17 protein-coding genes are annotated in these 22,575 nt (G+C 65.7%); 16 read left to right on the top strand and 1 reads right to left on the bottom strand.

The features are described from left to right. Positions 1–416: 416 nt before the first annotated feature. From BUE42_RS22755 to BUE42_RS22735, 5 genes are all read left to right on the top strand, one after another. Positions 417–779, top strand: coding sequence for a hypothetical protein (locus tag BUE42_RS22755; protein WP_073467572.1), 363 nt, complete (start codon positions 417–419; stop codon positions 777–779). A 122-nt stretch (positions 780–901) separates the two neighbouring features. Then, positions 902–4,306, top strand: coding sequence for an FG-GAP-like repeat-containing protein (locus BUE42_RS22750; RefSeq protein WP_083614427.1), 3,405 nt, complete (start codon positions 902–904; stop codon positions 4,304–4,306). Between the two features lie 88 nt (positions 4,307–4,394). After that, a complete protein-coding gene (locus BUE42_RS22745) occupies positions 4,395–8,393 on the top strand; it encodes an RHS repeat-associated core domain-containing protein (RefSeq protein WP_159445478.1) in 3,999 nt (1,332 codons plus the stop codon). Then, a complete protein-coding gene (locus tag BUE42_RS34320; RefSeq protein WP_073467569.1) occupies positions 8,390–8,644 on the top strand; it encodes a DUF3027 domain-containing protein in 255 nt (84 codons plus the stop codon). Before BUE42_RS22745 ends, BUE42_RS34320 begins: the two co-directional genes overlap by 4 nt. 351 nt (positions 8,645–8,995) lie before the next feature. Continuing rightward, positions 8,996–11,311 carry a peptidase inhibitor family I36 protein gene (locus BUE42_RS22735; protein WP_073467596.1) on the top strand — a complete coding sequence of 772 codons (2,316 nt, stop codon included), beginning with the start codon at positions 8,996–8,998 and terminating at the stop codon, positions 11,309–11,311. Here the strand turns inward: BUE42_RS22735 and BUE42_RS22730 are convergent. After that, positions 11,298–12,296: a LysR family transcriptional regulator gene (locus BUE42_RS22730; protein ID WP_073467568.1), complete on the bottom strand. Its 999-nt coding sequence runs from the start codon at positions 12,294–12,296 to the stop codon at positions 11,298–11,300. The two genes, BUE42_RS22735 and BUE42_RS22730, sit on opposite strands and share 14 nt — an antisense overlap. Before the next feature lie 89 nt (positions 12,297–12,385). Between BUE42_RS22730 and BUE42_RS22725 the strand changes: the two genes are divergently transcribed. The 11 genes from BUE42_RS22725 to BUE42_RS22675 all read left to right on the top strand — a co-directional run bounded on the left by BUE42_RS22725 (position 12,386) and on the right by BUE42_RS22675 (position 22,501). Further along, the gene (locus BUE42_RS22725; protein ID WP_073467567.1) at positions 12,386–13,852 is read left to right on the top strand and encodes a form I ribulose bisphosphate carboxylase large subunit; all 1,467 of its coding nucleotides are present in this window, start codon (positions 12,386–12,388) and stop codon (positions 13,850–13,852) included. Between the two features lie 24 nt (positions 13,853–13,876). Next, a complete protein-coding gene (locus tag BUE42_RS22720) occupies positions 13,877–14,311 on the top strand; it encodes a ribulose bisphosphate carboxylase small subunit (protein ID WP_073467566.1) in 435 nt (144 codons plus the stop codon). A 49-nt stretch (positions 14,312–14,360) separates the two neighbouring features. Then, the gene (gene cbbX, locus BUE42_RS22715; RefSeq protein ID WP_235002548.1) at positions 14,361–15,221 is read left to right on the top strand and encodes a CbbX protein; all 861 of its coding nucleotides are present in this window, start codon (positions 14,361–14,363) and stop codon (positions 15,219–15,221) included. Continuing rightward, on the top strand, positions 15,218–15,970 hold the full coding sequence (locus tag BUE42_RS22710; RefSeq protein ID WP_073467564.1) for an HAD-IA family hydrolase: 753 nt from the start codon (positions 15,218–15,220) through the stop codon (positions 15,968–15,970). Before cbbX ends, BUE42_RS22710 begins: the two co-directional genes overlap by 4 nt. After that, the gene (gene rpe, locus BUE42_RS22705) at positions 15,967–16,668 is read left to right on the top strand and encodes a ribulose-phosphate 3-epimerase (RefSeq protein WP_073467563.1); all 702 of its coding nucleotides are present in this window, start codon (positions 15,967–15,969) and stop codon (positions 16,666–16,668) included. Before BUE42_RS22710 ends, rpe begins: the two co-directional genes overlap by 4 nt. Then, positions 16,668–17,339 (top strand): HAD-IA family hydrolase, encoded by a 672-nt coding sequence (locus tag BUE42_RS22700; RefSeq protein WP_073467562.1) that lies wholly within the window; start codon positions 16,668–16,670, stop codon positions 17,337–17,339. The genes rpe and BUE42_RS22700 overlap by 1 nt, the downstream gene beginning before the upstream one ends. A 15-nt stretch (positions 17,340–17,354) precedes the next feature. Next, entirely contained in the window at positions 17,355–18,428 is a 1,074-nt protein-coding gene (locus BUE42_RS22695) for a class 1 fructose-bisphosphatase (protein WP_073467561.1), read from the top strand. A gap of 10 nt (positions 18,429–18,438) precedes the next feature. Further along, complete coding sequence (locus BUE42_RS22690; RefSeq protein ID WP_073467560.1) at positions 18,439–19,317, top strand: phosphoribulokinase; 879 nt, start codon at positions 18,439–18,441, stop codon at positions 19,315–19,317. Positions 19,318–19,581: 264 nt separating this feature from the next. Further along, positions 19,582–20,508 carry an alpha/beta fold hydrolase gene (locus BUE42_RS22685; RefSeq protein WP_073467559.1) on the top strand — a complete coding sequence of 309 codons (927 nt, stop codon included), beginning with the start codon at positions 19,582–19,584 and terminating at the stop codon, positions 20,506–20,508. Beyond that, a complete protein-coding gene (locus tag BUE42_RS22680) occupies positions 20,505–21,875 on the top strand; it encodes a histidine kinase (protein WP_073467558.1) in 1,371 nt (456 codons plus the stop codon). The genes BUE42_RS22685 and BUE42_RS22680 overlap by 4 nt, the downstream gene beginning before the upstream one ends. Further along, positions 21,872–22,501 carry a response regulator gene (locus BUE42_RS22675; protein ID WP_073467557.1) on the top strand — a complete coding sequence of 210 codons (630 nt, stop codon included), beginning with the start codon at positions 21,872–21,874 and terminating at the stop codon, positions 22,499–22,501. The genes BUE42_RS22680 and BUE42_RS22675 overlap by 4 nt, the downstream gene beginning before the upstream one ends. Positions 22,502–22,575: the final 74 nt, after the last annotated feature.

The raw sequence follows: 22,575 nt of genomic DNA, 5'->3' as shown, positions 1-22,575 counted from the left end.
CGAAGATGGGATCAAGGGTGGGGCACATTGCCCCACCTTTTTTTTTGAGACGGCCCTTCGACGGGCGCGCTACTGCCCGTAGTTCCAATCTTCGACAGAAGAGCCGTACGAAGGGTTCGTGAATTGACGTGGGCACCATAGGAGAAGAGCAGCGATCAACCTCGGCCATCACGCGGTGTTGAATCTGCCTTCGTTGTCTGTCTATCCTGCGGGAATTGTGAACAACGATGAGTCCCATGTCCGAATCAATGACAACGTGATTTCGGTCTATTCGCTGCAACGAGACGGGAGGCCGCAGACGCCACAAAGCGTTTGCCAACGGAGATCGCGTGAGCTAACCTGCGCCGCGATCAAACAGACCGAAATCCCGCAACACAGAGAGGGGCCGACCGAGTCGGCTTGATGAGGAGAACATCATGAATTCAGAGTGGCTTGCTTTCCCGACACGTCGATTCCCAAAATTCCTTTGGTCAATTGCGCTACTGCTCGCGACAACGCTGAGCTTTCCAGTGCGCGCATGGGATGGAAATGCAAGTGGCAAGGTGACGTCCGTCGACGTTACCGGCGGAAGCAACTACGGCTTTCGTGTCGTGCTGGACGGCGGCACGCAGATGTGCACCGGTGGAACCACGTGGGCATTTCTGAACGAGGCTGACAGCAACTACAAGACTTATGTGGCTGCGCTGTTGGTCGCCAAGGTTCAAGGCGTCAACGTGAGGCTCTTCACGACGACTGAAGGGAGCTTCTGCCACATCGGGTACGTCTCGATCGCGCAATAGGCCGCACCAGCAGCGCACGTTCCGGTGGCGCTGCCCTGAAGTACTCCGCCAGCCCGAGGCTCTGTCCGCCTCGTCCAATCTCCAATGCGCCCTTTGGCGCCATCCCCTTCGAGCTGACAACCATGCGTCATCCAACTGTATGCGCGGCCCAGCGGGTACTCACGCGCATGTCGTGTGCTGCCCCCTTGTTCTTCGCCGCCGCGGCGGCGGCGCAGTCGCAAGTGACCGTTTCCAACGGCGGTACCGCCAGCTACGAACACACGATCGCGGTACCGCCGGGCATCGGTGGAATGGCGCCGCAACTCGGGCTGTCGTACTCCAGCGGCAATCGCAGCAACGGAGCGGTGGGCTATGGATGGTCCTTGCAGGGCGTGTCGACACTGACGCGTTGCGCGGCAGTGCGGGCGACCGACGGCGTTCACGTGAGTGTTCTGTTCAACGCCAATGACAAGCTGTGCCTGGATGGTGAACGGCTGATACCGCTGGATGCCTCGGGCAACCCCGTGACAGGCGCAGGCAAGGGTGACGCAGCAGGTTTGGCGGCGGGAAGTTACCGCGAGTACCGCACCGAGCGTGACTCATATGCGCGCATTCGGGCCTACGGATTCGCCGATGGCAGCAATGCAGCTTCGGGCCCGATGTATTTCCGCGTGTGGACCAAGGGCGGGCGGATCATCGACTACGGCAACAACCCGGAGACCTCGGACGTCAACACCAGCGCGACCGTCGGCGCCTATTGGCCCGCTTCGCAGACCAATCACTACGCGCAATCGTGGGCCGTGTCGCGCATCGCAGACATTTTTGGCAATCATGTTGACTTCAAGTATTCGCAACGTGATGTCGTCGCAGGCAGTGTTGGGGCCTACGCACCGGGCCACGAGTGGAACCTGGTCGAGGTTCAATACAGCAACAACAAGGTGGTGTTCAACTACATCGACCGGCTCGGAGGAGCGCCGCAGGATGTTACCGAAAGCTATCGAGGATTCTCCAAGGCGGTCCGTGCGCGCCGGCTGGCCTCGATCACAACCTACACCAATGCCGGCAATACCGGGGCCCTCGGAGTCAACACAGCGGCAGTAGCCGTCACCACCGCTCAACTCGTGTACGACATCGGCCCCGTCACCAAGCGGTCGCGATTGCTTTCGATAAATACCTGTGCCGGCGATGCCAGCAGTACCAGATGTCTGCCCGGGGAGGGCTTCACCTACTCAACAGGAGGTGGTGAGTCCTTCCGCAAGAACACATTTTTCAATCTGGGCTCGCTGCAGCTGTACACCAGCCCGAATTCCCAAATCAATCCAACGGAGCAATTCGGTACGAAGGGCGTCGTGACCGGCGACTTCAACGGCGATGGGCGAACCGACATCCTCAGTTGGTCCAAGAATCCCGCAGATAACAAGCTATGGTGGAGCGCAGGGGACGGATCATTCACGCAGGCAGGAAACTTCAACATCACCAGCGACCTCCTCTTTTCGCAGGACGGCTGTACTCAGGTCATTGCGAAGGACTTTAACGGGGACGGTCTGGTAGATCTTCTCAGGTACTTCAATTCTTCGCGTTACTCGGACATCCCTTCGGCGAGTCAGCCCGGCTGCTTCTCGGCCGGGAATTCCTACCCGTTGACTACGGTGCTGTTCATCAACAAGGGCGATGGCACGTTTGACCGCAAAGCGATCACCGGTGTCGATCTCCTCCACGATCGACAGCCCAATAACTCCGCCGATCCATGGAAGCCCGATCAAGGCGTGGGAACTTGGTGGAGTGAAGGCAGGGAATTCTATTTGCTGGACGTCGATGGTGATGGCCTGCTCGATGCGATCACCACAATGCGGCCGATTCGTCCGGTCGCCAATGCCTGGGATCCCCTGCAGAATCAATGTGCGAATATTGTTTGCACACGAGTATTCAAAGGCAATGGGCAGGGGGCATTCACTGAACTGGCCAGCAACTTGGCTCATATCTCTCTCTACAGCAACAACGCTGCACCTGCACTTGGAGGCAGTGCCCTGGACTTTGACCAAGATGGCCTCCCCGATATCGCGATTCTTGAGCACAGCCAAGGGGGGGTACCGTTGTTCAACTATGTTGCCCGATCTCGCGGCGACGGAAACTTTGACTATCTGTACTTGAGCGACTACCCCTATTTCACGCTGGGGCCGACGTCGATTCCACTCGACTACAACGGTGACGGGCAGTGGGATGTCCTTCGCGCATCCGCTTCCTGCACGACGGGTGCCTGCCCGAATCAACTCACCGTCAAGGACACGGCATCGGCGCTCTACTCTCCTGTCGCCGCTTTCAATCTGACGGTGGGAGGCGATTTGTTTGCCAATCAATATCGATCGAGTGCGGTCGGAATTGACATGAACGGAGATGGCAAGCAAGACATCGTTTGGAGTCTCGACTACTTGCCCACACTGGCGTTGAGCAACGGGGATGGAAGCTTCACGCGGTCGACTCTACTGAACCTTCAGGCCTTGAGGCAAGCTGATGGCATCCTGGGCAGCGTCACCGTTGTCGGTGACTTCACTGGGAGAGGTACTCCTGAGTTTCTGGTTCTGTCGGCTCCTAATGCGCTGTATGTGAAGAGTGATCCGGTGCCACCGGACACGTTGCTCAGCGTGAGCAACATGGGCGTGGTGTCATCGATGACCTACGTGCCCCTCGCGAATTCGCTGCTGGAGGGTGACCGATTGGGGCCGCGGTATGTCGGCGATCGCGGTACGCCCAATGTGGCGGTGCTGCCCAAACAAGACATTACTCCGCCGTTGTACGTAGTCGCCACGTTGCAAACAGACGATGGTGTTGGCGGCACCTTCAAATCCGAGTACAGCTATGGCGGGATGAAGACCGATACCACCGGCCGAGACAACCTGGGGTTCCGCTTGATGCGCCGCCAAACCGTGGCACCGAATGGTGCACCTCGCACCAGCGAAATCCGGATGTTGCAAGACTTTCCGTACATCGGAATGCCTTCGACCAACACTGTCTATCGCAGCGCACTGAACACGAGTTCGGCCAGCAACCTTTTTAGTAGCACCACGACCATCTACTGCGACCAGACTTCCGTGGCAGGAGCGGATTTCGCAGCCATTGCCAATGGTGTGTCCTGTCCGTCTGGCCAAGTCATCAAGCGGCCTTATGCCGCTTGGTCGCGGAGCACAGGCGTCGACCTCAAAGGGATTGGGATGCCGACAGTTACCACGCAGGCCACCGTGAATGCAAATGGCGATCCCATCAATGTGACGGTAACCACCACGTTGACCAATGGGCCCGACGACACCTATACGCAGGTCGCCTCGACCGAGTATTGGCCCGACAACACCGGCTGTGCAGATACGCAAACCTGCACCTGGATTCTGAGCCGTGTCAAAAGGAACGCCGTGCGGGCGGCCTCGCCTTCTGCGATTTTGTCCGCATCGCCCGGCACGTCCGCCAACGCGACTGCCACGGCGGGCAACAGTGCGACCCCAACTCTGACCCCGGCGCTGATCAATCTCATCTTGCAGATACTGCTTGATGACTGATCACGCAGCATCCCGCCCCGCAAGATCCACCGACGAAATGAAGGCGTCACCCGCGAGGTGGCGCGACATCTGCCCAAAGGGAAGCTCCATGACTGGGTACATCCAGATCAAGACATCAACCTTCACACGGCACATCCGGGTGCTGCTGTCGTGGATGGCACTCGTGGCATGCTTGCCGCAGGCCGCGGCGCAGACACGGCCAGACGTGCCAGCCAATCCGTTCGACTACACGCGCACCACGAGCGCGATCTACAACGCGAATGGCACCCTGCAAAGCTCTACCGTTGAACCCGGCATCGGGCCTCTGTGCGCCACGACGAGTTATTTGCGTGATCTGGTGAACGGCAATATCACCGACACGACGGTGGCAAACTGCATCGGTGCCGGTGGCCGCTCCCTGTTCGCACCCCGCACAGCAAAGGCCGACTACGACGGGGGATCCCAGGGCATCACGACCAATGGCTCGTTGACGCCGAACATGACGGTGTATGTGCCCGGAGGGCTCTTCATGAGCACTTCGGAGAACGCGCTGCTCCAGCACGACCAGCGGCTGTACGACCCACGCTTCGGAGTGGCCACTGAGGTGAGGGACATCAACGGGCTGACAGCCAGTGTTGTCGTCGACGACTTCGGTCGCACGATCAAGTCGTCGCTGGCGGACGGAACCAGCATGTTGACCTGGCACTGCATCACAGGTGCCGGACTGAACGCGAGCAGCAACACGGTGATCTCTGGAGTTGGCTGTCCGGCGCCGGCTGCCAACGAGCTGCCCGTGCTGGCCGTGCGCTTCGTGCACAGCGAAGCGCGGGATGCGAGCGGCGCAAAGATGAGTGCCTTCGCTCGCACCTACTACGACAAGCTGGGTCGCGCGATCCGCACGTCGACGGAAAGCTTCGACGGACCCGGTCAACCGGCCGGCCGCAACGGCGCGGTGATCGTTGCCGACACGGTTTACGACGCCAACGGCACGAAGGTGATCGAGACCCAGCCGTACTTCCTGGCGAGTGGCTCGGCGGCGACAGGCGGCAGCGCCAGTGTGGGGGCGGTGCTGACCGTAGTGGATGAGCTGGGTCGCACAGCCGCCGTTTACACCGCCGATCCCAATGCGGGTGCATCGCAAGGGCGGAGTTTCGGCGGCAGCGGCCCGGTGGCCTACGGCAACTACGGCTCCATGCTGGCTTCGACCACCACTTACGCCTACAGCGGGTTGGTCACGACCACCATCAATGACAAGGGCCAAGTGCGTACAGAGGAGAAGAGCGCCCGCGGTGACATCCTGCGAGTGACGGACGCCACCGGTGCCCAGATTTCCTACTTGCCGGATGCCTTCGGCAATGTCGTGAAGACGCTGGACGCATTGCAGAACAGTGTGGTCGCGCTGTATGACTTCAAAGGCCGGAAAGTGGAGATGCGCGACCCGGACAAGGGTGTCATCAGCTACTGCTTCGATCCCCTGGGCCAACTCAAATCGCAGCAGAACTCGAAGATGCGTGGTGGCCATGCGGCCGCAGCCTGTCCCGAAAGCAACGACAGCGGCATCACCGCCACGGCCGTCGTTGGCTGGGCGACGCTGGCCTACGACAAGCTGGGCCGCCTGACACAGCGCATCGAGCCCGAGTTCTCCAGCACCTGGAGCTACGACCGCTACGCCGGCGGCGCGGATTGCAACAAGGGCGTCGGCAAGCTGTGCGAGGTGGTGACAAGCCATGGCATTGACAAGAAGATCGCCTATGACAACCTGGGCCGCGAGCTGAGCAACCGCACTGACGTGAGTGGCGGTCCCAGCTTCGCCAGCGCGGTGAGCTTCGATGCCGCCACCGGCAGGCTGTCGACCAAGACTTTCCCCACCGGGCTGCAGATTGGCTACAACTACAGCATGCGCGGCTTCCTGCAAAGCGTGTCGCTGAAGACCGCGGCCACGGTCGGTCCCTTGCCCAATGCGCAGGGCCAAGTGGCCGCTAGCATGAGCTTGCCGGCCAACACGGTGCTGTGGCAGGCCAATGTGGTGGACGCCCGCGGCAATATCGAGCAGGACCGCCTCGTCAACAACGTCATCGACGTGACCACCTATGAAGCGGCGACCGGCCACGTTCTTGCCGTGATTGCCGGCGTGAATGGCGGCGCCGCCGTGCTGAGCCACCAGTACGTCTGGGACAGCATCAACAACCTGAAGAGCCGCACCGACAACAACGGCGATGGCACGGGCGCGGCGGTGAGCGAGACCTTCGGCTACGACGGGCTGAACCGTCTGACGCAGTACACCGTGGTGGCACCGGCGATTCCGCAGTTGAGCCGCAGTGTGGACCTGAAGTACAACGCGCTGGGCATGTTGTTGAGCAAGAGCGACGTGGGCAACTACGCCTATGGCACGCAAGGCGCCAATGCGCTGCAGCCGCACGCGCTGAAGAGTTTGAACAGTACGACGTACGGAACCGACCTCGACGGCAACGTGACGGGCGCAACCGGCGGCAAGTACACGCAACTCGCATACACCAGCTTCGACAACGTCGACACCGCCACGGGGTCGGGCGGCGCGCAGTACCGTTGGCAATATGACGAGAACCACGCACGTATCCGCGAGACGCGCGTGTCAGGCGGCAACACGCGGGAGCTGTGGTACCTGCACCCGGACAACGTGGGCGGCCTAGGCTTCGAGAGCGAAATCGACAGCAGCCCTGCGACGCAGAGCAACCGGCATTTCATCAGCGCAGGCGGCAAGATCGTGGGCGTGCTGGTATCGACGGGCGCGACGCAAGCGTTGACCGCAGGGCAACTGGCGCCGACGGTGCTGGGCAGCATCGTGCTGAACAAGGTCGAGTACTGGCACAAGGATCACCTGGGCAGCCTGAGTGCGACGACCGACCACTTGGGCAACGTGACGCAGCGATACGCCTACGACCCGTTCGGCAAGCGGCGATTCACGAACGGACGCTACGACGAGTTCGGGAGCGTGGTGGTGGACTGGAACCCTGCACTGAACGCGGGCACGGCACGCGGGTTCACTGGACACGAAGGGTTGGACGACATCGGGTTGGTGAACATGAACGGCCGCCTGTACGACGCGACGGCGGGGCTGTTCATCCAGGCGGACCCGCACGTGACGAACCCGCTGAACCTCCAGAACTACAACCGCTATGGGTATGTGCTGAACAACCCGCTGAACTCGACGGATCCGAGCGGGTTCGATCCGTCGAGCTTCAGAGGCAACGCGGGCGCCGGCAGTGGTGGACTGTGGGACGACTTCCTGAGGTGGCTACGCGGTGGGGATGGGGGCGATCCCGGCAAGGCGGCGGGCACGGGGAAATCTGACGGCAGTGGGGCAGATGGAAATTCCTCGGGCGAAGCCGGGCAGGATGGCGGCAAGCCCGGCGGCGATGACAAGCCATCGCACAAACCGCCGAAGATCCAGTGTCCGCGCGGGTCGTGGTGCGCGGTGATCTCGGTGAGCGACGAGGCGATTGCCCATGCACAAGAGAACCGGCAGGCGCGTATGTCTGCGGCGGCATCGGAGCTCGATGGAAATAATGGCAATGATTCAGTTTGGGGGGGGCTGGTTGCGCGGTGGAATGCGTCGCTAGAGGAAAACCAAAAAAAATATGATAAATATATTGCTGAGGGAGGTGACCCTGCGGCATTGGATACCCTGCCTCAAGACATACTCCCCACTGGCGCAGGTATGGCACTCGCGCGCGGCTTACTGGGGCGACTGTCAGCAAAAGCGGTCGTCCGGGATACCGCGGAGGTGGCAAATCTGACCAAGACACTGGCGCAAGTGTTGCGTCAGAAGTCTGGTTTCGCGGACGGAGGCAAGGCGATCATTCTTGACGTTAATCTTGAAGCCAAGGGCATGGTTGAAGCCCTTAGGGCTCAGGGATACAACATTCGCTCGGTGCATGAGATATTTGGAAGTGGAAAAATCGCCGACCAAAAAATCCTCGAACTTGCAAGAACTATCGATGCGCGAGTTTTGACAAGAGATGTAGGTCGGCAGCTTGATGGTGGTTTCTTTGAGCGTGCAATTCATGTTGATGATCGAATTCGCTCGGCTGAAGGTGTTGGAAGAATTCTGTTGGAGGCCTTTAAATGAGTGATCTCTCTAAATCTCCTGGGCACTTTGATGAGACCCATGAAAGATGGCTTGGGGAAACCAATCGAGACCTGTCGGAGGCAGAAAAGCCCGATGAATGGGTCTGGAATCAATGCGAAAGCTGTCAATATTGGATACCTCTTTCTGGGGTATTCAGCACAGACTGGGGGGCCTGCTCAAACAGCAAATCTGCGTCTGATGGGGTGGTCAGGTTTGCCCATGATGGGTGTGATCAATTTAGTCAAAAGTGAAATTGACCGATCGAGCTGGATAAGAGCTCTCCACTCGGTAGTCACCCGTAGCCACTTACACCCCGCCACAACCCCGCACCGTTGTTTCGGGTTTCCCTCTATCTCCAAGCGCACGATCTGCACTAAATTCCCAGCTTGGAACCGGTTCCAAGTGGTCTGAAGAGCAACTACAGCCGTCAAATTCCGCCGCACGCATCCACACCGTGCCGGTTCCTCATGCGGCGGGCGCAGCCTCTGCGCCCGTGAATTCCGCCGGCCCTTCGCGGCCGGCCTTTGACGGAGATCGACATGTTGATTTCAACAGGGATGCACCACGTCCCCCGCCCGCGCGCGACCCGCGCCGGAGCGTGGGTGACGCTCTTCTTGTGGGCCTGCGCCGCGCTGCTCGCGGCCATCGCCCTTCCGGCCCGCGCGGCCGACTACACCCAGGGCGTCGCCGTCTCGGGCAGCACCGCGACCATCTGGTTCAAATCCAGCGTCGCGACGACCTGGGTCGACACCCACTACACCGTCAACGGTGGCGGCCAGCAGAACGTGCGCATGACCTTCTCCAGCGCCAACGCGCGCTGGGAGCAGGCCGTGGGCAACGCCGCACAGGGCACCGTGCTCGGCTACTCGTTCACCTACAACAACGGCAACCCGGCCTATGACACGCCGGCGTTCAGCTACACCGTGGGCGGCACGACCCCGCCGGTCGACCCGGTTCCCACCGGCATCGCCTGCTTCTACGAGAACGCGAACTACGCCGGCGCGGTGACCTGCGCCGATGCCGACAGCAGCTGGGTCGGCGGCACGTGGAACGACCGCTTCACGTCGGTGAAGGTGCGCGCCGGCTACAAGGTGCAGCTCTTCAACGACATCAACTACGGTGGCGGCTCGGTCACGCTGACCGGCGACACGCCGAACCTCGGCACGGTCGGCTTCAACGACCTGGCCTCGTCGTTCAAGATCACGACCAACGGCACGACGCTGCCGACCTCGGACACGCCGGACTTCGGGCCGAACGTCTCGATCTTCGAGCCGTCGACGCCGATCGACACCATCCGCACCAAGGTCAACAGCGCCTTCGACTCGATGAACAAGAGCTCGACCGCGCAGTTCGGCGGCCAGCGCTTCACCTTCCTGTTCAAGCCGGGCACCTACAACGACCTGTGGATCAACCTTGGCTTCTACACGACGGTGGCCGGCCTCGGCCAGAACCCGGACGACGTGCGCTTCCAGAACGGCGCGCTCAACGTCGACAGCGGCTGGAACCTCGGCGACGAGAAGAACGCGACGCAGAACTTCTGGCGCTCCGCCGAGAACCTGTCGATCGTGCCGAACGGCGGCACCAACCGCTGGGCCCTCTCGCAGGCCGCACCGATGCGCCGCATCCACGTGCTGGGCAACATGACGCTGGGCCCGTCCAACATGGACGGCGGCCAGGGCTATGCCAGCGGCGGCTACATCGCCGACAGCAAGATCGACGGCCAGATCAGCTCCGGCTCGCAGCAGCAGTGGTACACGCGTGACAGCAACCTCGGCAGCTGGACCGGCGGCGTCTGGAACATGGTGTTCTCCGGCGTGCCGGGCGGCCCGGCCGCGACCACCTTCCCGCAGCCGGTCTACACGGTGCTGCCGACCACGCCGTTCTCGCGCGACAAGCCCTACCTGTACATCGACAGCGCCGGCAAGTACCGCGTGTTCGTGCCGTCGCTGCGCACCAATGCGTCCGGCGCGAGCTGGGCCAACGGCGCGACCGCGGGCACGTCGATCCCGATGAGCCAGTTCTACGTGGCCAAGCCGGGCGACAGCGCCGCGACGCTGAACCAGGCGCTGACACAGGGCCTGAACCTGTTCTTCACGCCGGGCACCTACCAGCTGAACGACACGATCCGCATCACGCGGGCCAACACCGTCGTGCTGGGCCTGGGCTTCCCGGCCCTGGTGCCGACCGGTGGCGTCGTGCCGATGAGCGTGGCCGACGTCGACGGCGTCAAGGTCGCCGGCCTGCTGTTCGATGCCGGCACCGTGAACAGCCAATCGCTGCTGACGGTCGGCCCGACGGGTGCTGCGAACAACCACGCGGCCAACCCGATCAGCATCCACGACATCTTCTTCCGCATCGGCGGCGCGGTGTCGGGCAAGGCGACCAACAGCCTGATCGTGAACAGCCACAACACGATCGTCGACCACATCTGGGCCTGGCGCGCCGACCACGGCATCGCCGCGACCGGCTGGGGCATCAACACCGCCGACACCGGCGTGGTCGTGAACGGCAACGACGTGCTGGCCACCGGCCTGTTCGTCGAGCACTACCAGAAGTACGAAGTGATCTGGAACGGCCAGAACGGCAAGACGATCTTCTTCCAGAACGAGTTCCCGTACGACCCGCCGAGCCAGGCCACCTGGCGCAGCGACGCACTGGGCTATGCCGCGTACAAGGTGGCCGACTCGGTGACGACGCACGAGCTGTGGGGCGGCGGTGCGTACTGCTTCTTCAACATCAACCCGCAGATCCACGCCGGTCGCGGCTTCGAGGTTCCGGCCACGCCGGGCGTCAAGCTGCACAGCGTGATGACGGTCTCGCTGGGCGGCGTGGGCGTGATCGACCACGTGGTCAACAACACCGGCGGCCCGGCACAAGGCGTGTCGACGATCCCGGTGAACGTGATCAACTTCCCCTGATCGACTTCACTCGATGAAGGCCCGCCGCTGCAGAGCGGCGGGCTTTTTTCTTGGTGCCGACGGACAGCGCCTGCAGCTGCGCGTCGATCAAGGCCTGGCCCTCGTCTTCGAGGAACTGCCTGAAGGCCGCGCTGACCCGCGGCAGGCGGCGTGTCGCGAGGTGCATCACGTACCAGTCGCGCTGCAGCGGGTTGCCGGCCATCGGCAGCAGGTCCAGCAGGCCGGCCTCGAACTCCAGCGCGCAGGTGTGCAGCGACAGGAAGGCCACGCCGAGGCCGGCCGCGCACATGTGCTTGATGGCCTCGTTGCTCGACAGCTCGGAGCCGATGCGCAGCGGCACGCCGGCCTCCTTGTAGAGCCGCTCCAGCGTCGTGCGCGTGCCGGAGCCGCGCTCGCGCGCCAGCAGGTTGGCGTCGACCAGGTCGGCCAGGGTCGGCCGGCGCCTGGCCATCAGCGGATGCTTCGGCGACGCGATGAAGGCCATCGGGTGCCGGGCGAACGCCACGGCGCTGGTCTTCAGCTCGGCGGGGGGCCGGCCCATGATCGCGAGGTCGACCTCCTGCCCCGCCAGCATGCGCACGATCTCGTCGCGGTTGCCGACCTGCAGCTTCATCTTCACGTCCGGGTGCTGCCCGGCAAAAGTCACCAGCAGGGGAGGCAGCAGGTACTCCGCGGTGGTGACCGCGCCGACGCGCAGCGTGCCCGAGAACAGGCCCTGCTGCGCCGCCATCTCGTCGCCGGCCTCGCGCCACAGGTCGAGGATGCGCGCCGCGTAGCCGGCCATCAGCTCGCCCGCCGCCGTCAGGCGCACGCCGCGGCCGGCCTTCTCGAGCAGCGGTGCGCCGGCGGTCTCTTCGAGCAGCTTCAGCTGGATCGACACCGCCGGCTGCGTCAGGTGCATCTCGCTCGCGGCACGCGACACGCTGCCCAGGCGCGACACGGCATGAAAAGCGGCGAGTTGGCGGAAGGTGGCGTTCTTGAGCATCAGTGGAAGCTTATGGGTCGACGAAAAGAATTCACTTTTCTGAATGCGTTGCGGTTCCTACAGTCGGTCCATCAGCAAGGAGAGTGCCCATGGGCCACATGAAAGATGCCACGCAGATCACCGACGCGAAGAAGCGCTATTCGGCCGGTGTCCTGAAGTACGCCCAGATGGGCTACTGGAACGCCGACTATGTGCCGAAGGCGACCGACATCCTCGCGCTGTTCCGCATCACGCCGCAAGACGGGGTCGACCCGATCGAGGCCGCCGCCGCGGTGGCCGGCGAGTCGAGCACCGCCACCTGGACGGTGGTCTGGACCGATCGTCTCACCGCCTGCGACATGTACCGCGCGAAGGCCTACCGGGTCGAGCCGGTGCCGAACAACCCCGGCCAGTACTTCTGCCACGTGGCCTACGACCTGAGCCTGTTCGAGGAGGGCTCGATCACCAACGTCGCCGCGTCGATCATCGGCAACGTGTTCAGCTTCAAGCCGCTGAAGGCCGCGCGGCTCGAGGACATGCAGTTCCCGGTCGCCTACGTGAAGACCTTCGCCGGCCCGCCGACCGGCATCGTGGTCGAGCGCGAGCGGCTCGACAAGTTCGGCCGGCCGCTGCTCGGCGCCACCACCAAGCCCAAGCTCGGCCTGTCCGGCCGCAACTACGGCCGCGTGGTCTACGAAGGCCTGCGCGGCGGGCTCGACTTCATGAAGGACGACGAGAACATCAACTCGCAGCCCTTCATGCACTGGCGCGACCGTTTCCTGTTCGTGATGGACGCCGTCAACAAGGCGAGCGCCGCCACCGGCGAGGTCAAGGGCAGCTACCTGAACGTGACCGCCGGCACGATGGAGGAGATGTACCGCCGTGCCGAGTTCGCGAAGTCGCTCGGCTCGGTGATCGTGATGATCGACCTGGTGGTGGGCTACACCGCGATCCAGTCGATGAGCCACTGGTGCCGGCAGAACGACATGATCCTGCACCTGCACCGCGCGGGCCACGGCACCTACACCCGCCAGAAGAACCACGGCGTCAGCTTCCGCGTGATCGCGAAGTGGATGCGGCTGGCGGGCGTCGACCACATCCACGCCGGCACCGCGGTCGGCAAGCTCGAAGGCGATCCGATGACGGTGCAGGGCTACTACAACGTGTGCCGCGACACGCACACCGTGGTCGACCTGCCGCGCGGCATCTTCTTCGCGCAGGACTGGGGCGCGCTGAAGAAGGTGATGCCGGTCGCTTCCGGCGGCATCCACGCCGGCCAGATGCACCAGCTGCTCGACCTGTTCGGCGACGACGTGGTGCTGCAGTTCGGCGGCGGCACCATCGGCCACCCGCAGGGCATCCAGGCCGGCGCCACCGCCAACCGCGTCGCGCTCGAGGCGATGGTGCTGGCACGCAACGAGGGCCGCGACATCGCGAACGAAGGGCCGGCCATCCTGGCCGAGGCAGCCCGCTGGTGCGGCCCGCTGCGCGCCGCGCTCGACACCTGGGGCGAGGTCAGCTTCAACTACACGCCGACCGACAGCTCCGACTACGTCCCGACCCTCGCGGTCGCCTAGCCGCTCCCCCCTCCGGAGACCCGCATGCGAATCACCCAAGGCACCTTCTCGTTCCTGCCCGACCTGAGCGACGCGCAGATCACCGCCCAGGTCGAGCACGCGCTGCGCCAGGGCTGGGCGATCGGCATCGAGTACACCGACGACCCGCACCCGCGCAACACCTTCTGGGAGATGTTCGGCAACCCGATGTTCGACGTGTCGGACGCGGCCGGCGTGATGCTGGAGCTGCGGCAGTGCCGCAAGACCTTCCCGGACCACTACATCCGCCTGGCCGCGTTCGACTCGACGCACGGCACCGAATCGGTGGTGCTGTCCTTCATCGTCAACCGGCCGAAGCACGAGCCGGGCTTCCGGTTGATCCGCACCGAAGAGGCGGGACGAAGCTTGCGTTACAGCATCGAAAGCTACGCCGTGCAGCGCTCGCCGGAAGGCGAACGGTACGGACTGCGCCAGGAGTGACCACCGCATGAACGAGGACCGCGACAGTCTGTGCCAGCCGCCCGGCGAGATGCCGGAGGCGTCGGCGGCGCGCGCGATGCTCGACCAGCTCGACGCCGAGCTGATCGGCCTCGCGCCGGTCAAGGGCCGCATCCGCGACATCGCCGCGCTGCTGCTGATCGACAAGCTGCGCGCCGCGCAGGGGCTGCAGTCGCAGCCGCCGTCGCTGCACATGTGCTTCACCGGCAACCCCGGAACCGGCAAGACCACCGTCGCGCTGCGCATGGCCGAGGTGCTGAAGCAACTGGGCTATGTGCGCAAGGGCCACCTGGTGGCGGTGACGCGCGACGACCTGGTCGGCCAGTTCATCGGCCACACCGCGCCGAAGACGCGCGAGGTGCTGAAGAAGGCGATGGGCGGCGTGCTGTTCATCGACGAGGCCTACTACCTCTACAAGCCGGAGAACGAGCGCGACTACGGGCAGGAGGCGATCGAGATCCTGCTGCAGGTGATGGAGAACCAGCGCGACGACCTGGTGGTGATCCTCGCGGGCTACCGCGACCGCATGGACAGCTTCTTCGGGAGCAACCCCGGCATGGCCTCGCGCATCGCGCACCACATCGATTTCCCCGACTACAGCGAGGCCGAGCTGATGCTGATCGCGCGGCTGATGCTGACGCGGCTGAACTACCGCTTCGACGACGGCGCGGAGCCGGCCTTCGCGCGCTACCTGAGCCTGCGCCGGCAGCAGCCGCATTTCGCGAATGCGCGCTCGATCCGCAACGCGCTCGACCGCATCCGGCTGCGCCATGCGACGCGGCTGTTCACGGCCGACCTTCGCCTGACGCGCGAGCAGCTGTGCACGCTGCAGGCCGAGGACGTGCTCGCGAGCCGCGTGTTTTCCGGCACTGGACAAGGAGCATCGCCATGAGCGTGGAAGCCCTGATCTTCGACGTCGACGGCACGCTGGCCGACACCGAGGAAGCGCACCGCATCGCGTTCAACAGCGCCTTCGAACAGCACCGCCTGGGCTGGACCTGGACGCGCACCGACTACCGGCAGCTGCTCGAGGTGCCCGGCGGCAAGGAGCGCATCGCGTCGTACATCGCGTTGCTGCCGCTGGGCGCGGCCGAGCGCCAGCGCCTGCTGGCCCTGGTGCCGCAACTGCATGCCGACAAGACGCGCTTCTACGGCGAGGTGGTGAACGACGGCGGCGTGCCGCTGCGCGACGGCGTCGAGCGCCTGCTGAACGAGGCGCTGGAGCAGGGCTGCCACCTGGCCATCGCCAGCACCACCACCGCCGCCAACATCCATGCGCTGCTCAACGCGACGCTCGGCCCGCGCGGGCTCGACATGTTCGCGGTGATCGCCTGCGGCGACCAGGTGCGCGCGAAGAAGCCCGCGCCCGACATCTACCGGCTCGCGCTCGACACGCTGGGCCTGCCGCCCGAGCAGGCGCTCGCCGTCGAGGATTCGGCGCACGGGCTGCGTGCCGCCACGGCCGCCGGCCTGTGGACGCTGGTCACGCCGACCTTCTGGACGCAGGACGGCGATTTCCGCGCGGCCGGCCTGCTGCTGCCGGACCTGGGCGAGCTCGGCTTCGACGAGCTGGTCCGCATCGCCCGCCCGGCCCGGCCGGTGTCGCCGGTGCAGGCGCTCTACCGCGAGACCACCCGATGAACCCCGCCATCCGCATCGCCCCCAGCCTGTTGTCGGCCGATTTCGCGCGCCTCGGCGAGGAGGTGAGGGCGGTCATCGACGCCGGCGCCGACCTGATCCACGTCGACGTGATGGACAACCACTACGTGCCGAACCTGACGATCGGGCCGATGGTGTGCCAGGCGATCGCGCCGCACTGCCGGCGCGGCGGCCAGCCGGTGCCGATCGACGTGCACCTGATGGTCAAGCCGGTCGACGCGCTGATCCCGATGTTCGCGCAGGCCGGCGCGTCGATCATCTCGTTCCACCCGCAGGCGAGCGAGCACGTCGACCGCACGATCCAGCTGATCAAGTCGCTGGGCGTGAAGGCCGGGCTGGCGCTGAACCCGGCGACGCCGCTGAACCTGCTGGACCACGTGCTCGACCAGCTCGACCTGGTGCTGCTGATGAGCGTCAACCCGGGCTTCGGCGGCCAGGCCTTCATCGAGGGCGTGCTGCCGAAGATCGAAGCTGCGCGCCGCCGCATCCAGGCGAGCGGGCGCGACATCTGGCTCGAGGTCGACGGCGGCATCAACGCGAAGAACATCGCGCGCGTGGTGGCCGCCGGCGCCGACACGCTGGTCGCCGGCTCGGCGGTGTTCAGCGGCGGCAACTACCCGAAGGCCATCGCCGCGTTGTGCGTCAACGCGCAGCGGCGCGATCTTGCCGAGAGCCCGTGATGACGGTCGCCGCACTCTGCTTCGATCTCGATGGCACGCTGGTCGACAGCGCCGCCGGTGTCGCGCTCGCGCTCAACACCGCGCTGGCCGAGGACGGCTTGCCGCCCTTCGAGCTGGCGACGGTGCGCGGCTGGATCGGCGACGGCCCTGACGCCTTGATCGTGCGGGCGCTCGACGCCAGCGGGCTGCACGAGCTGCCGGCGCTCGCGGCCCGCATGCGCCTGCGCTTCGATGCCGCCACGCTGGCCACGCCGTCGGCGCAGGGCCAGGCCTATCCGGGCATCGCCGCGCTGCTGGCACGGCTGGCCGGGCGCTACCCGATGGCGGTGGTGACGAACAAGCCGACGCCGCTGGCGCGCGCGGTGCTGGACGCCGCCGGGCTGCTGGAGCATTTTGCGCAGGTGCATGGCGCCGACACGGCGGCGCAGCGCAAGCCCTCGCCGCTGCTGATCCAGCAGGCGGCGCGCCGCTTCGGCATCGCGGCCGCCAGCGTGCTGATGGTCGGCGACGGCCCGGCCGACCTGGCGTCGGCCAGTGCCGCCGGCAGCCCCGCCGCGTGGGCCGGCTGGGGTTACGGCCCCGCCCCGGTCGCGCTCGCCGGCGTGTGGCGCCTGGACGCGCCCGCCGACCTGCTCGCCCGCCTGCCCGTGCGCACACCGATCCACCAGTAAACCAGGAGACACGCCATGCTCACCGGAGGACGATCGACCCTGACCCAGTTCCTGATCGAGGAACGCCGCCACCACCCCGAGGCCACCGGCGACCTGAACGCGCTGATCACCGACGTGTCGCTCGCCTGCAAGACCATCGCGCGCAAGGTCGCGTATGGCGCGCTGGACGGTGCGCTCGGCAGCGCCGGCACCGGCAACGTGCAGGGCGAGGAGCAGAAGACGCTCGACGTGCTCGGCAACGCGCTGTTCCTGCGCGCCACCGAGTGGGGCGGTCACACGGCCGGCATGGTGTCCGAGGAGCTGGAGGCGCCGTACACGCTGCCGCCGGAGCACCCGCGCGGCAAGTACCTGCTGCTGTTCGACCCGCTCGACGGTTCGTCGAACATCGACGTCAACGTCTCGGTCGGCAGCATCTTCTCGGTGCTGCGCGCCGTCTCGCCGGGGCAGGATCCGCAGCCGCAGGATTTCCTGCAGCCGGGCACGCAGCAGGTCTGCGCCGGCTACGCGATCTACGGGCCGTCGACCATGCTGGTGCTGACGCTGGGCCGCGGCACGCATGCGTTCACGCTCGACCCGCTGCTCGGCGAATGGGTGCTGAGCCACCCCGAGCTGCGCATCCCCGAGAAGACCTGCGAGTTCGCGATCAACGCGTCGAACAGCCGCTTCTGGGAGCCTGCCGTCAAGCGCTACGTCGACGAATGCCTGGCCGGCCAGACCGGCACGCGCGGCGCCGACTTCAACATGCGCTGGATCGCGTCGCTGGTGGCCGAGACGCACCGCATCCTGATGCGCGGCGGCGTGTTCCTGTACCCGCGCGACAGCAAGGATCCGGCGCGCGCCGGCCGGCTGCGGCTGCTGTACGAGGCGAACCCGATCTCGTTCCTGATCGAGCAGGCCGGTGGCGGCGCGAGCACCGGGCGTTCGCGGCTGATGGAGGTACAGCCGGAAGCGCTGCACCAGCGCATCGGCTTCGTGTTCGGTTCGCGCCACGAGGTGGCGCGCATCGAAACCTACCACCGCGACGAACCGGCCGCCAACTACGACTCGCCGCTGTTCGGCAAGCGCGGCCTGTTCGCGGTCACCGCCTGAAGGACGCGCCATGTCGGCCAGGCACCCCATCATCGCGATCACCGGCTCGTCCGGCGCCGGCACCACCTCGGTCACGAAGACCTTCGAGAACATCTTCCGCCGCGAGGGCGTGGCGGCCGCCATCGTCGAGGGCGACAGCTTCCACCGCTACGACCGCGAGGCGATGAAGGCGGCGATGGCCGAGGCCGAGCAGCACCACCAACCGCACTTCAGCCACTTCGGCGACGACGCGAACCTGTTCGCCGAGCTGCAGGAGCTGTTTCGCAGCTATGCCGAGACCGGCAGCGGGCAGAGCCGCAAGTACCTGCACAACGAGGACGAGGCCGCACCGTACCAGCAGGCACCCGGCACCTTCACCGCGTGGGAGCCGCTGCCGCCGAGCAGCCTGCTGTTCTACGAGGGCCTGCATGGCGGCGTGACGACCGACAAGGTCGACGTGGCGCGCTTCGCCGACCTGCTGATCGGCGTGGTGCCGGTGATCAACCTGGAGTGGATCCAGAAGATCCACCGCGACCGCAGCACGCGCGGCTACTCGACCGAGGCGGTGACCGGCGTGATCCTGCGCCGCATGCACGAGTACGTGGAATACATCTGCCCGCAGTTCACGCGTACCCACATCAACTTCCAGCGCGTGCCGGTGGTCGACACGTCGGACCCGTTCATCGCGCGCACCATCCCGACGGCGGACGAGAGCCTGGTGGTGATCCGTTTCGCGAACCCGCGCGGCATCGATTTTCCGTACCTGCTGTCGATGCTGCACGACTCGTTCATGTCGCGCGCCAACACGCTGGTGGTGCCGGGCGGGAAGATGGAACTCGCGATGCAGCTGATCTTCACGCCGATGATCATGCGGCTGGTGGCGCAGCAGAAGAACCTGCTGGCAGCGTGAATACCCCCCATTTGCCCCGAGCCCAAGAGGTCCTCGAAGGGACCGGCAGTCGAAAAGAAACCCCGTTCGCCCTGAGCCTATCGAAGGCCTTGCGCGCGCTGGGTACAACCCTTCGACGGACGGGCCTTCGACAGGCTCAGTCCCTGCTCAGGGCGAACGGAAGTGTGCTGTTTCTTGAGAGCCTCCCGAAGGGCCTGCTCGCATCGAACCAGGGCTTCGACAAGCTCAGCCCGAACGGGAATCTCCGTTTACGATCCCCCCGCCATGCTCTACACCGAAACCGCACCGTACGGCGTGCACGCGCTGCGCGTGTCGGGCGGCCACGTGCTGCATGTCGAGGAAAGCGGCCACCCGCAAGGCATCGCGGTGGTGGTGCTGCATGGCGGCCCGGGCTCCGGCAGCTCACCACTGCTGCGCCGCTTCTTCGATCCGGGCCGCTTCCGCATCGTCAGCCCCGACCAGCGCGGCGCCGGCCGGAGCCGGCCGCGCGGCAGCATCGTCGACAACACCACCGTCCACCTGATCGCCGATCTGGAAACGGTGCGCGAAACGCTCGGCATCGACCGCTGGCTGGTGGTCGGCGGGTCGTGGGGCGCCACGCTTGCGCTCGCGTATGCGATGGAGCATCCCGGCGCCGTGACGGGGCTGTTGCTGCGCGCCACCTTCCTTGCGCGCGAGCAGGACATCGACGGATTCTTTCAAGCAGGCGATGGCGAGCATGCCGAGGCGTGGACGCAATTCGCTGCCATCGCACCAGCCGACCAGCGGCACGCGCTGCTGCCCTTCCTCGCACGCGGCCTGGCCGCCGATGCCGACACGGCGCGCCGCATGGCGCTGGCCTGGTGGCGCTGGGAAAGCACGCTGGCCACCGGCACCGTGGCCCAGCCGGAACCCGCGGGTGCGTCGCTCGACGCGCAGGTCGACCGCTACCGCGTGCAAAGCCACTACCTGCTGCACCGCTGCTGGCTCGACGCACCACCGCTGCTCGACCGCTGCGATCGCCTGCCCGCCGTGCCGACGCTGCTGCTGCACGGCACCGAAGACCGCATCTGCCGGCCCGAGGGCGCGGTCGCGCTGCACCAGCGCCTGCCACACAGCCGCTTGCGCCTCATCGACGGTGCCGGCCACGACCCGACCCATCCAGCGATGGTGCGGGCCATGGTCGAAACCCTGGACGCCTGGGCGTCATGAGCCTTCGACTCAAGATTCACCTGATCGTCGGCCTGCTGACGCTGCTGTTCCTGGTCGTGATGCTCGGCCTGCAGCTGCGCAGCATGCGCGAATCGGTCAACGAGGAGGTGGTGGCCGCCAACCGCGTCGCGTCGCAGTTCCTGAACCGCACGGTGTGGCGCTATGCGGCCCAGGGCACGCCGGCGGTGCTCGGCTTCCTGCAGGGCATGGGGCGGGTGCGTTCCAACGACATCACGCTGCTCGACAAGCAGGGCACCGTGCTCTACACCTCGCCCAGCTCGCCCTACAAGCCCGGCCGCGATGCGCCCGACTGGTTCGATGCGCTGGTTGCGCCGCCGCCGGCCCTGCAATCGCTCGACCTGCCCGACGGCAAGCTGACGGTGCAGGCGAACGCCTCGCGCGCGGTGCTCGACGCCTGGGACGAGGCCATCGTGCTGGTGTTCGGCGCCGTCGTCACGCTGGTGGTGCTCAACCTGCTCGTGTACGCACTCGTCGGCCACACGGTGCGGCCGTTCGGCCGCATCGTCGACGCGCTGAACCAGCTCGAAGCCGGCCGCTTCGATGTCGTGCTGCCGCCGCTGCCCGGTGCCGAGGCCGGCACCATCGGCAAGGCCTTCAACCGCATGGTCGGCATGCTGCAGGGACACATCGAGACCGAGCGCCGCGCGGTGCGTGCCGAGCTGCAGCTGTCCGAAAGCCGCGAACTCACACGCTGGGTCGACCACCAGATCGAGCAGGAGCGCCACCTGATCGCACGCGAGCTGCACGACGAGCTGGGCCAGTCGGTGACGGCGATGCGCAGCATGGCGCTGTCGATCGCGCAGCGCATGCGCACGCTCGACCCGCAGGCCGAGCAGGCGGCGCGCCTGATCGCCGAAGAAGCCTCGCGCCTGTACGACGCGATGCACGGCATCATCCCGCGCCTCACGCCGCTGGTGCTCGACACCTTCGGCCTCGCCGAAGCGCTGGCCGACCTGGCCGAGCGCACCCGCCGCAGCCACCCCGGCGCGCAGATCGCGCTGCAGGCCGACATGGCCGGCGTGCTGCTCGGCAGCGAAGCGGCGCTCGCGCTGTACCGCGCCGCACAGGAGGGGCTCACGAATGCCTTGCGTCACGGCCGGGCGCAGCGGGTCGATGTGCGCCTGCAGGCGACGGCCGACGGCATCGTGCTCGAACTGGTCGACGATGGCGTCGGGCTGGCCACCGACTGGGCCGACAAGAAGGGCCACCATGGCCTGCGCTGGCTGGCCGAGCGCGTGCAAGGACTGGGCGGCAGCTTCGAGCTGCTGCCCCATTCACCCCAGGGCGTGCGGCTGGCCGTGCGCCTGCCGATGCCCGCTCCCCGAACCGAGGTAGCCCCCGAATGATCCGCGTGATGCTCGTCGACGACCACGCGCTGGTGCGCATGGGGTTCCGCATGCTGCTGGCCGATGCAGGCATCGAGGTGGTGGCCGAGGCCGACACCGGCGAACAGGCCTGTGCCGACTACCCGAAGCTCAAGCCCGACGTGGTGGTGATGGACCTGTCGATGCCCGGCATGGGCGGGCTCGAGGCGGTGCGGCGCCTGCTGGCGCAGGACCCCAAGGCCCGCGTGCTGGTGCTGTCGGCGCATGAGGACACCGCCCACCCTCGGCGGGTGATGCAGGCCGGCGCGCTCGGCTACCTGACCAAGCGCGGCGCGCCGGAGGCGCTGATCGCCGCCGTCACTGCCGTGGCCGGGCATCGCCCCTACGTGGACGCGCAAACCGCCCAGGTGCTGGCGCTGGCCCAGATGAAGGGCGACACCAACCCGGCCGAAACGCTCAGCGAGCGCGAGTTCTCGGTCTTCATCCAGCTGGCGCGCGGCTTGGGCGTGGCGCAGATCGCGGCCAACCTGAACCTGTCGCCCAGCACGGTCGGCACGCACCTGTACCACGTGAAGCAGAAGCTGGGCGCGAGCAACCAGTCGGAGTTGACGCTGGTGGCGCTGCACTGGGGCTTGATCCAGGCTTGAGGCAAGACGAATGGCACCGCGTTTGCCCGTGCATTCCGGCACGGCGCCCCCCGGTTCGCGGGCGACATCCGGGT

Source organism: Rhizobacter sp. OV335, from assembly GCF_900142965.1.
Classification (GTDB): domain Bacteria; phylum Pseudomonadota; class Gammaproteobacteria; order Burkholderiales; family Burkholderiaceae_C; genus Rhizobacter.
This window is presented reverse-complemented; position numbering and strand designations above follow the sequence as displayed.

Excerpts from the sequence above, each read along its gene's own strand:
- BUE42_RS22755 (WP_073467572.1), top strand. The coding sequence starts at position 417 with ATGAATTCAGAGTGGCTTGCTTTCCCGACACGTCGATTCCCAAAATTC.
- BUE42_RS22750 (WP_083614427.1), top strand. The coding sequence starts at position 902 with ATGCGTCATCCAACTGTATGCGCGGCCCAGCGGGTACTCACGCGCATG.
- BUE42_RS22745 (WP_159445478.1), top strand. The coding sequence starts at position 4,395 with ATGACTGGGTACATCCAGATCAAGACATCAACCTTCACACGGCACATC.
- BUE42_RS34320 (WP_073467569.1), top strand. The coding sequence starts at position 8,390 with ATGAGTGATCTCTCTAAATCTCCTGGGCACTTTGATGAGACCCATGAA.
- BUE42_RS22730 (WP_073467568.1), bottom strand. The coding sequence starts at position 12,296 with ATGCTCAAGAACGCCACCTTCCGCCAACTCGCCGCTTTTCATGCCGTG.
- BUE42_RS22725 (WP_073467567.1), top strand. The coding sequence starts at position 12,386 with ATGGGCCACATGAAAGATGCCACGCAGATCACCGACGCGAAGAAGCGC.
- BUE42_RS22720 (WP_073467566.1), top strand. The coding sequence starts at position 13,877 with ATGCGAATCACCCAAGGCACCTTCTCGTTCCTGCCCGACCTGAGCGAC.
- cbbX (WP_235002548.1), top strand. The coding sequence starts at position 14,361 with ATGCCGGAGGCGTCGGCGGCGCGCGCGATGCTCGACCAGCTCGACGCC.
- BUE42_RS22710 (WP_073467564.1), top strand. The coding sequence starts at position 15,218 with ATGAGCGTGGAAGCCCTGATCTTCGACGTCGACGGCACGCTGGCCGAC.
- rpe (WP_073467563.1), top strand. The coding sequence starts at position 15,967 with ATGAACCCCGCCATCCGCATCGCCCCCAGCCTGTTGTCGGCCGATTTC.
- BUE42_RS22700 (WP_073467562.1), top strand. The coding sequence starts at position 16,668 with ATGACGGTCGCCGCACTCTGCTTCGATCTCGATGGCACGCTGGTCGAC.
- BUE42_RS22695 (WP_073467561.1), top strand. The coding sequence starts at position 17,355 with ATGCTCACCGGAGGACGATCGACCCTGACCCAGTTCCTGATCGAGGAA.
- BUE42_RS22690 (WP_073467560.1), top strand. The coding sequence starts at position 18,439 with ATGTCGGCCAGGCACCCCATCATCGCGATCACCGGCTCGTCCGGCGCC.
- BUE42_RS22685 (WP_073467559.1), top strand. The coding sequence starts at position 19,582 with ATGCTCTACACCGAAACCGCACCGTACGGCGTGCACGCGCTGCGCGTG.
- BUE42_RS22680 (WP_073467558.1), top strand. The coding sequence starts at position 20,505 with ATGAGCCTTCGACTCAAGATTCACCTGATCGTCGGCCTGCTGACGCTG.
- BUE42_RS22675 (WP_073467557.1), top strand. The coding sequence starts at position 21,872 with ATGATCCGCGTGATGCTCGTCGACGACCACGCGCTGGTGCGCATGGGG.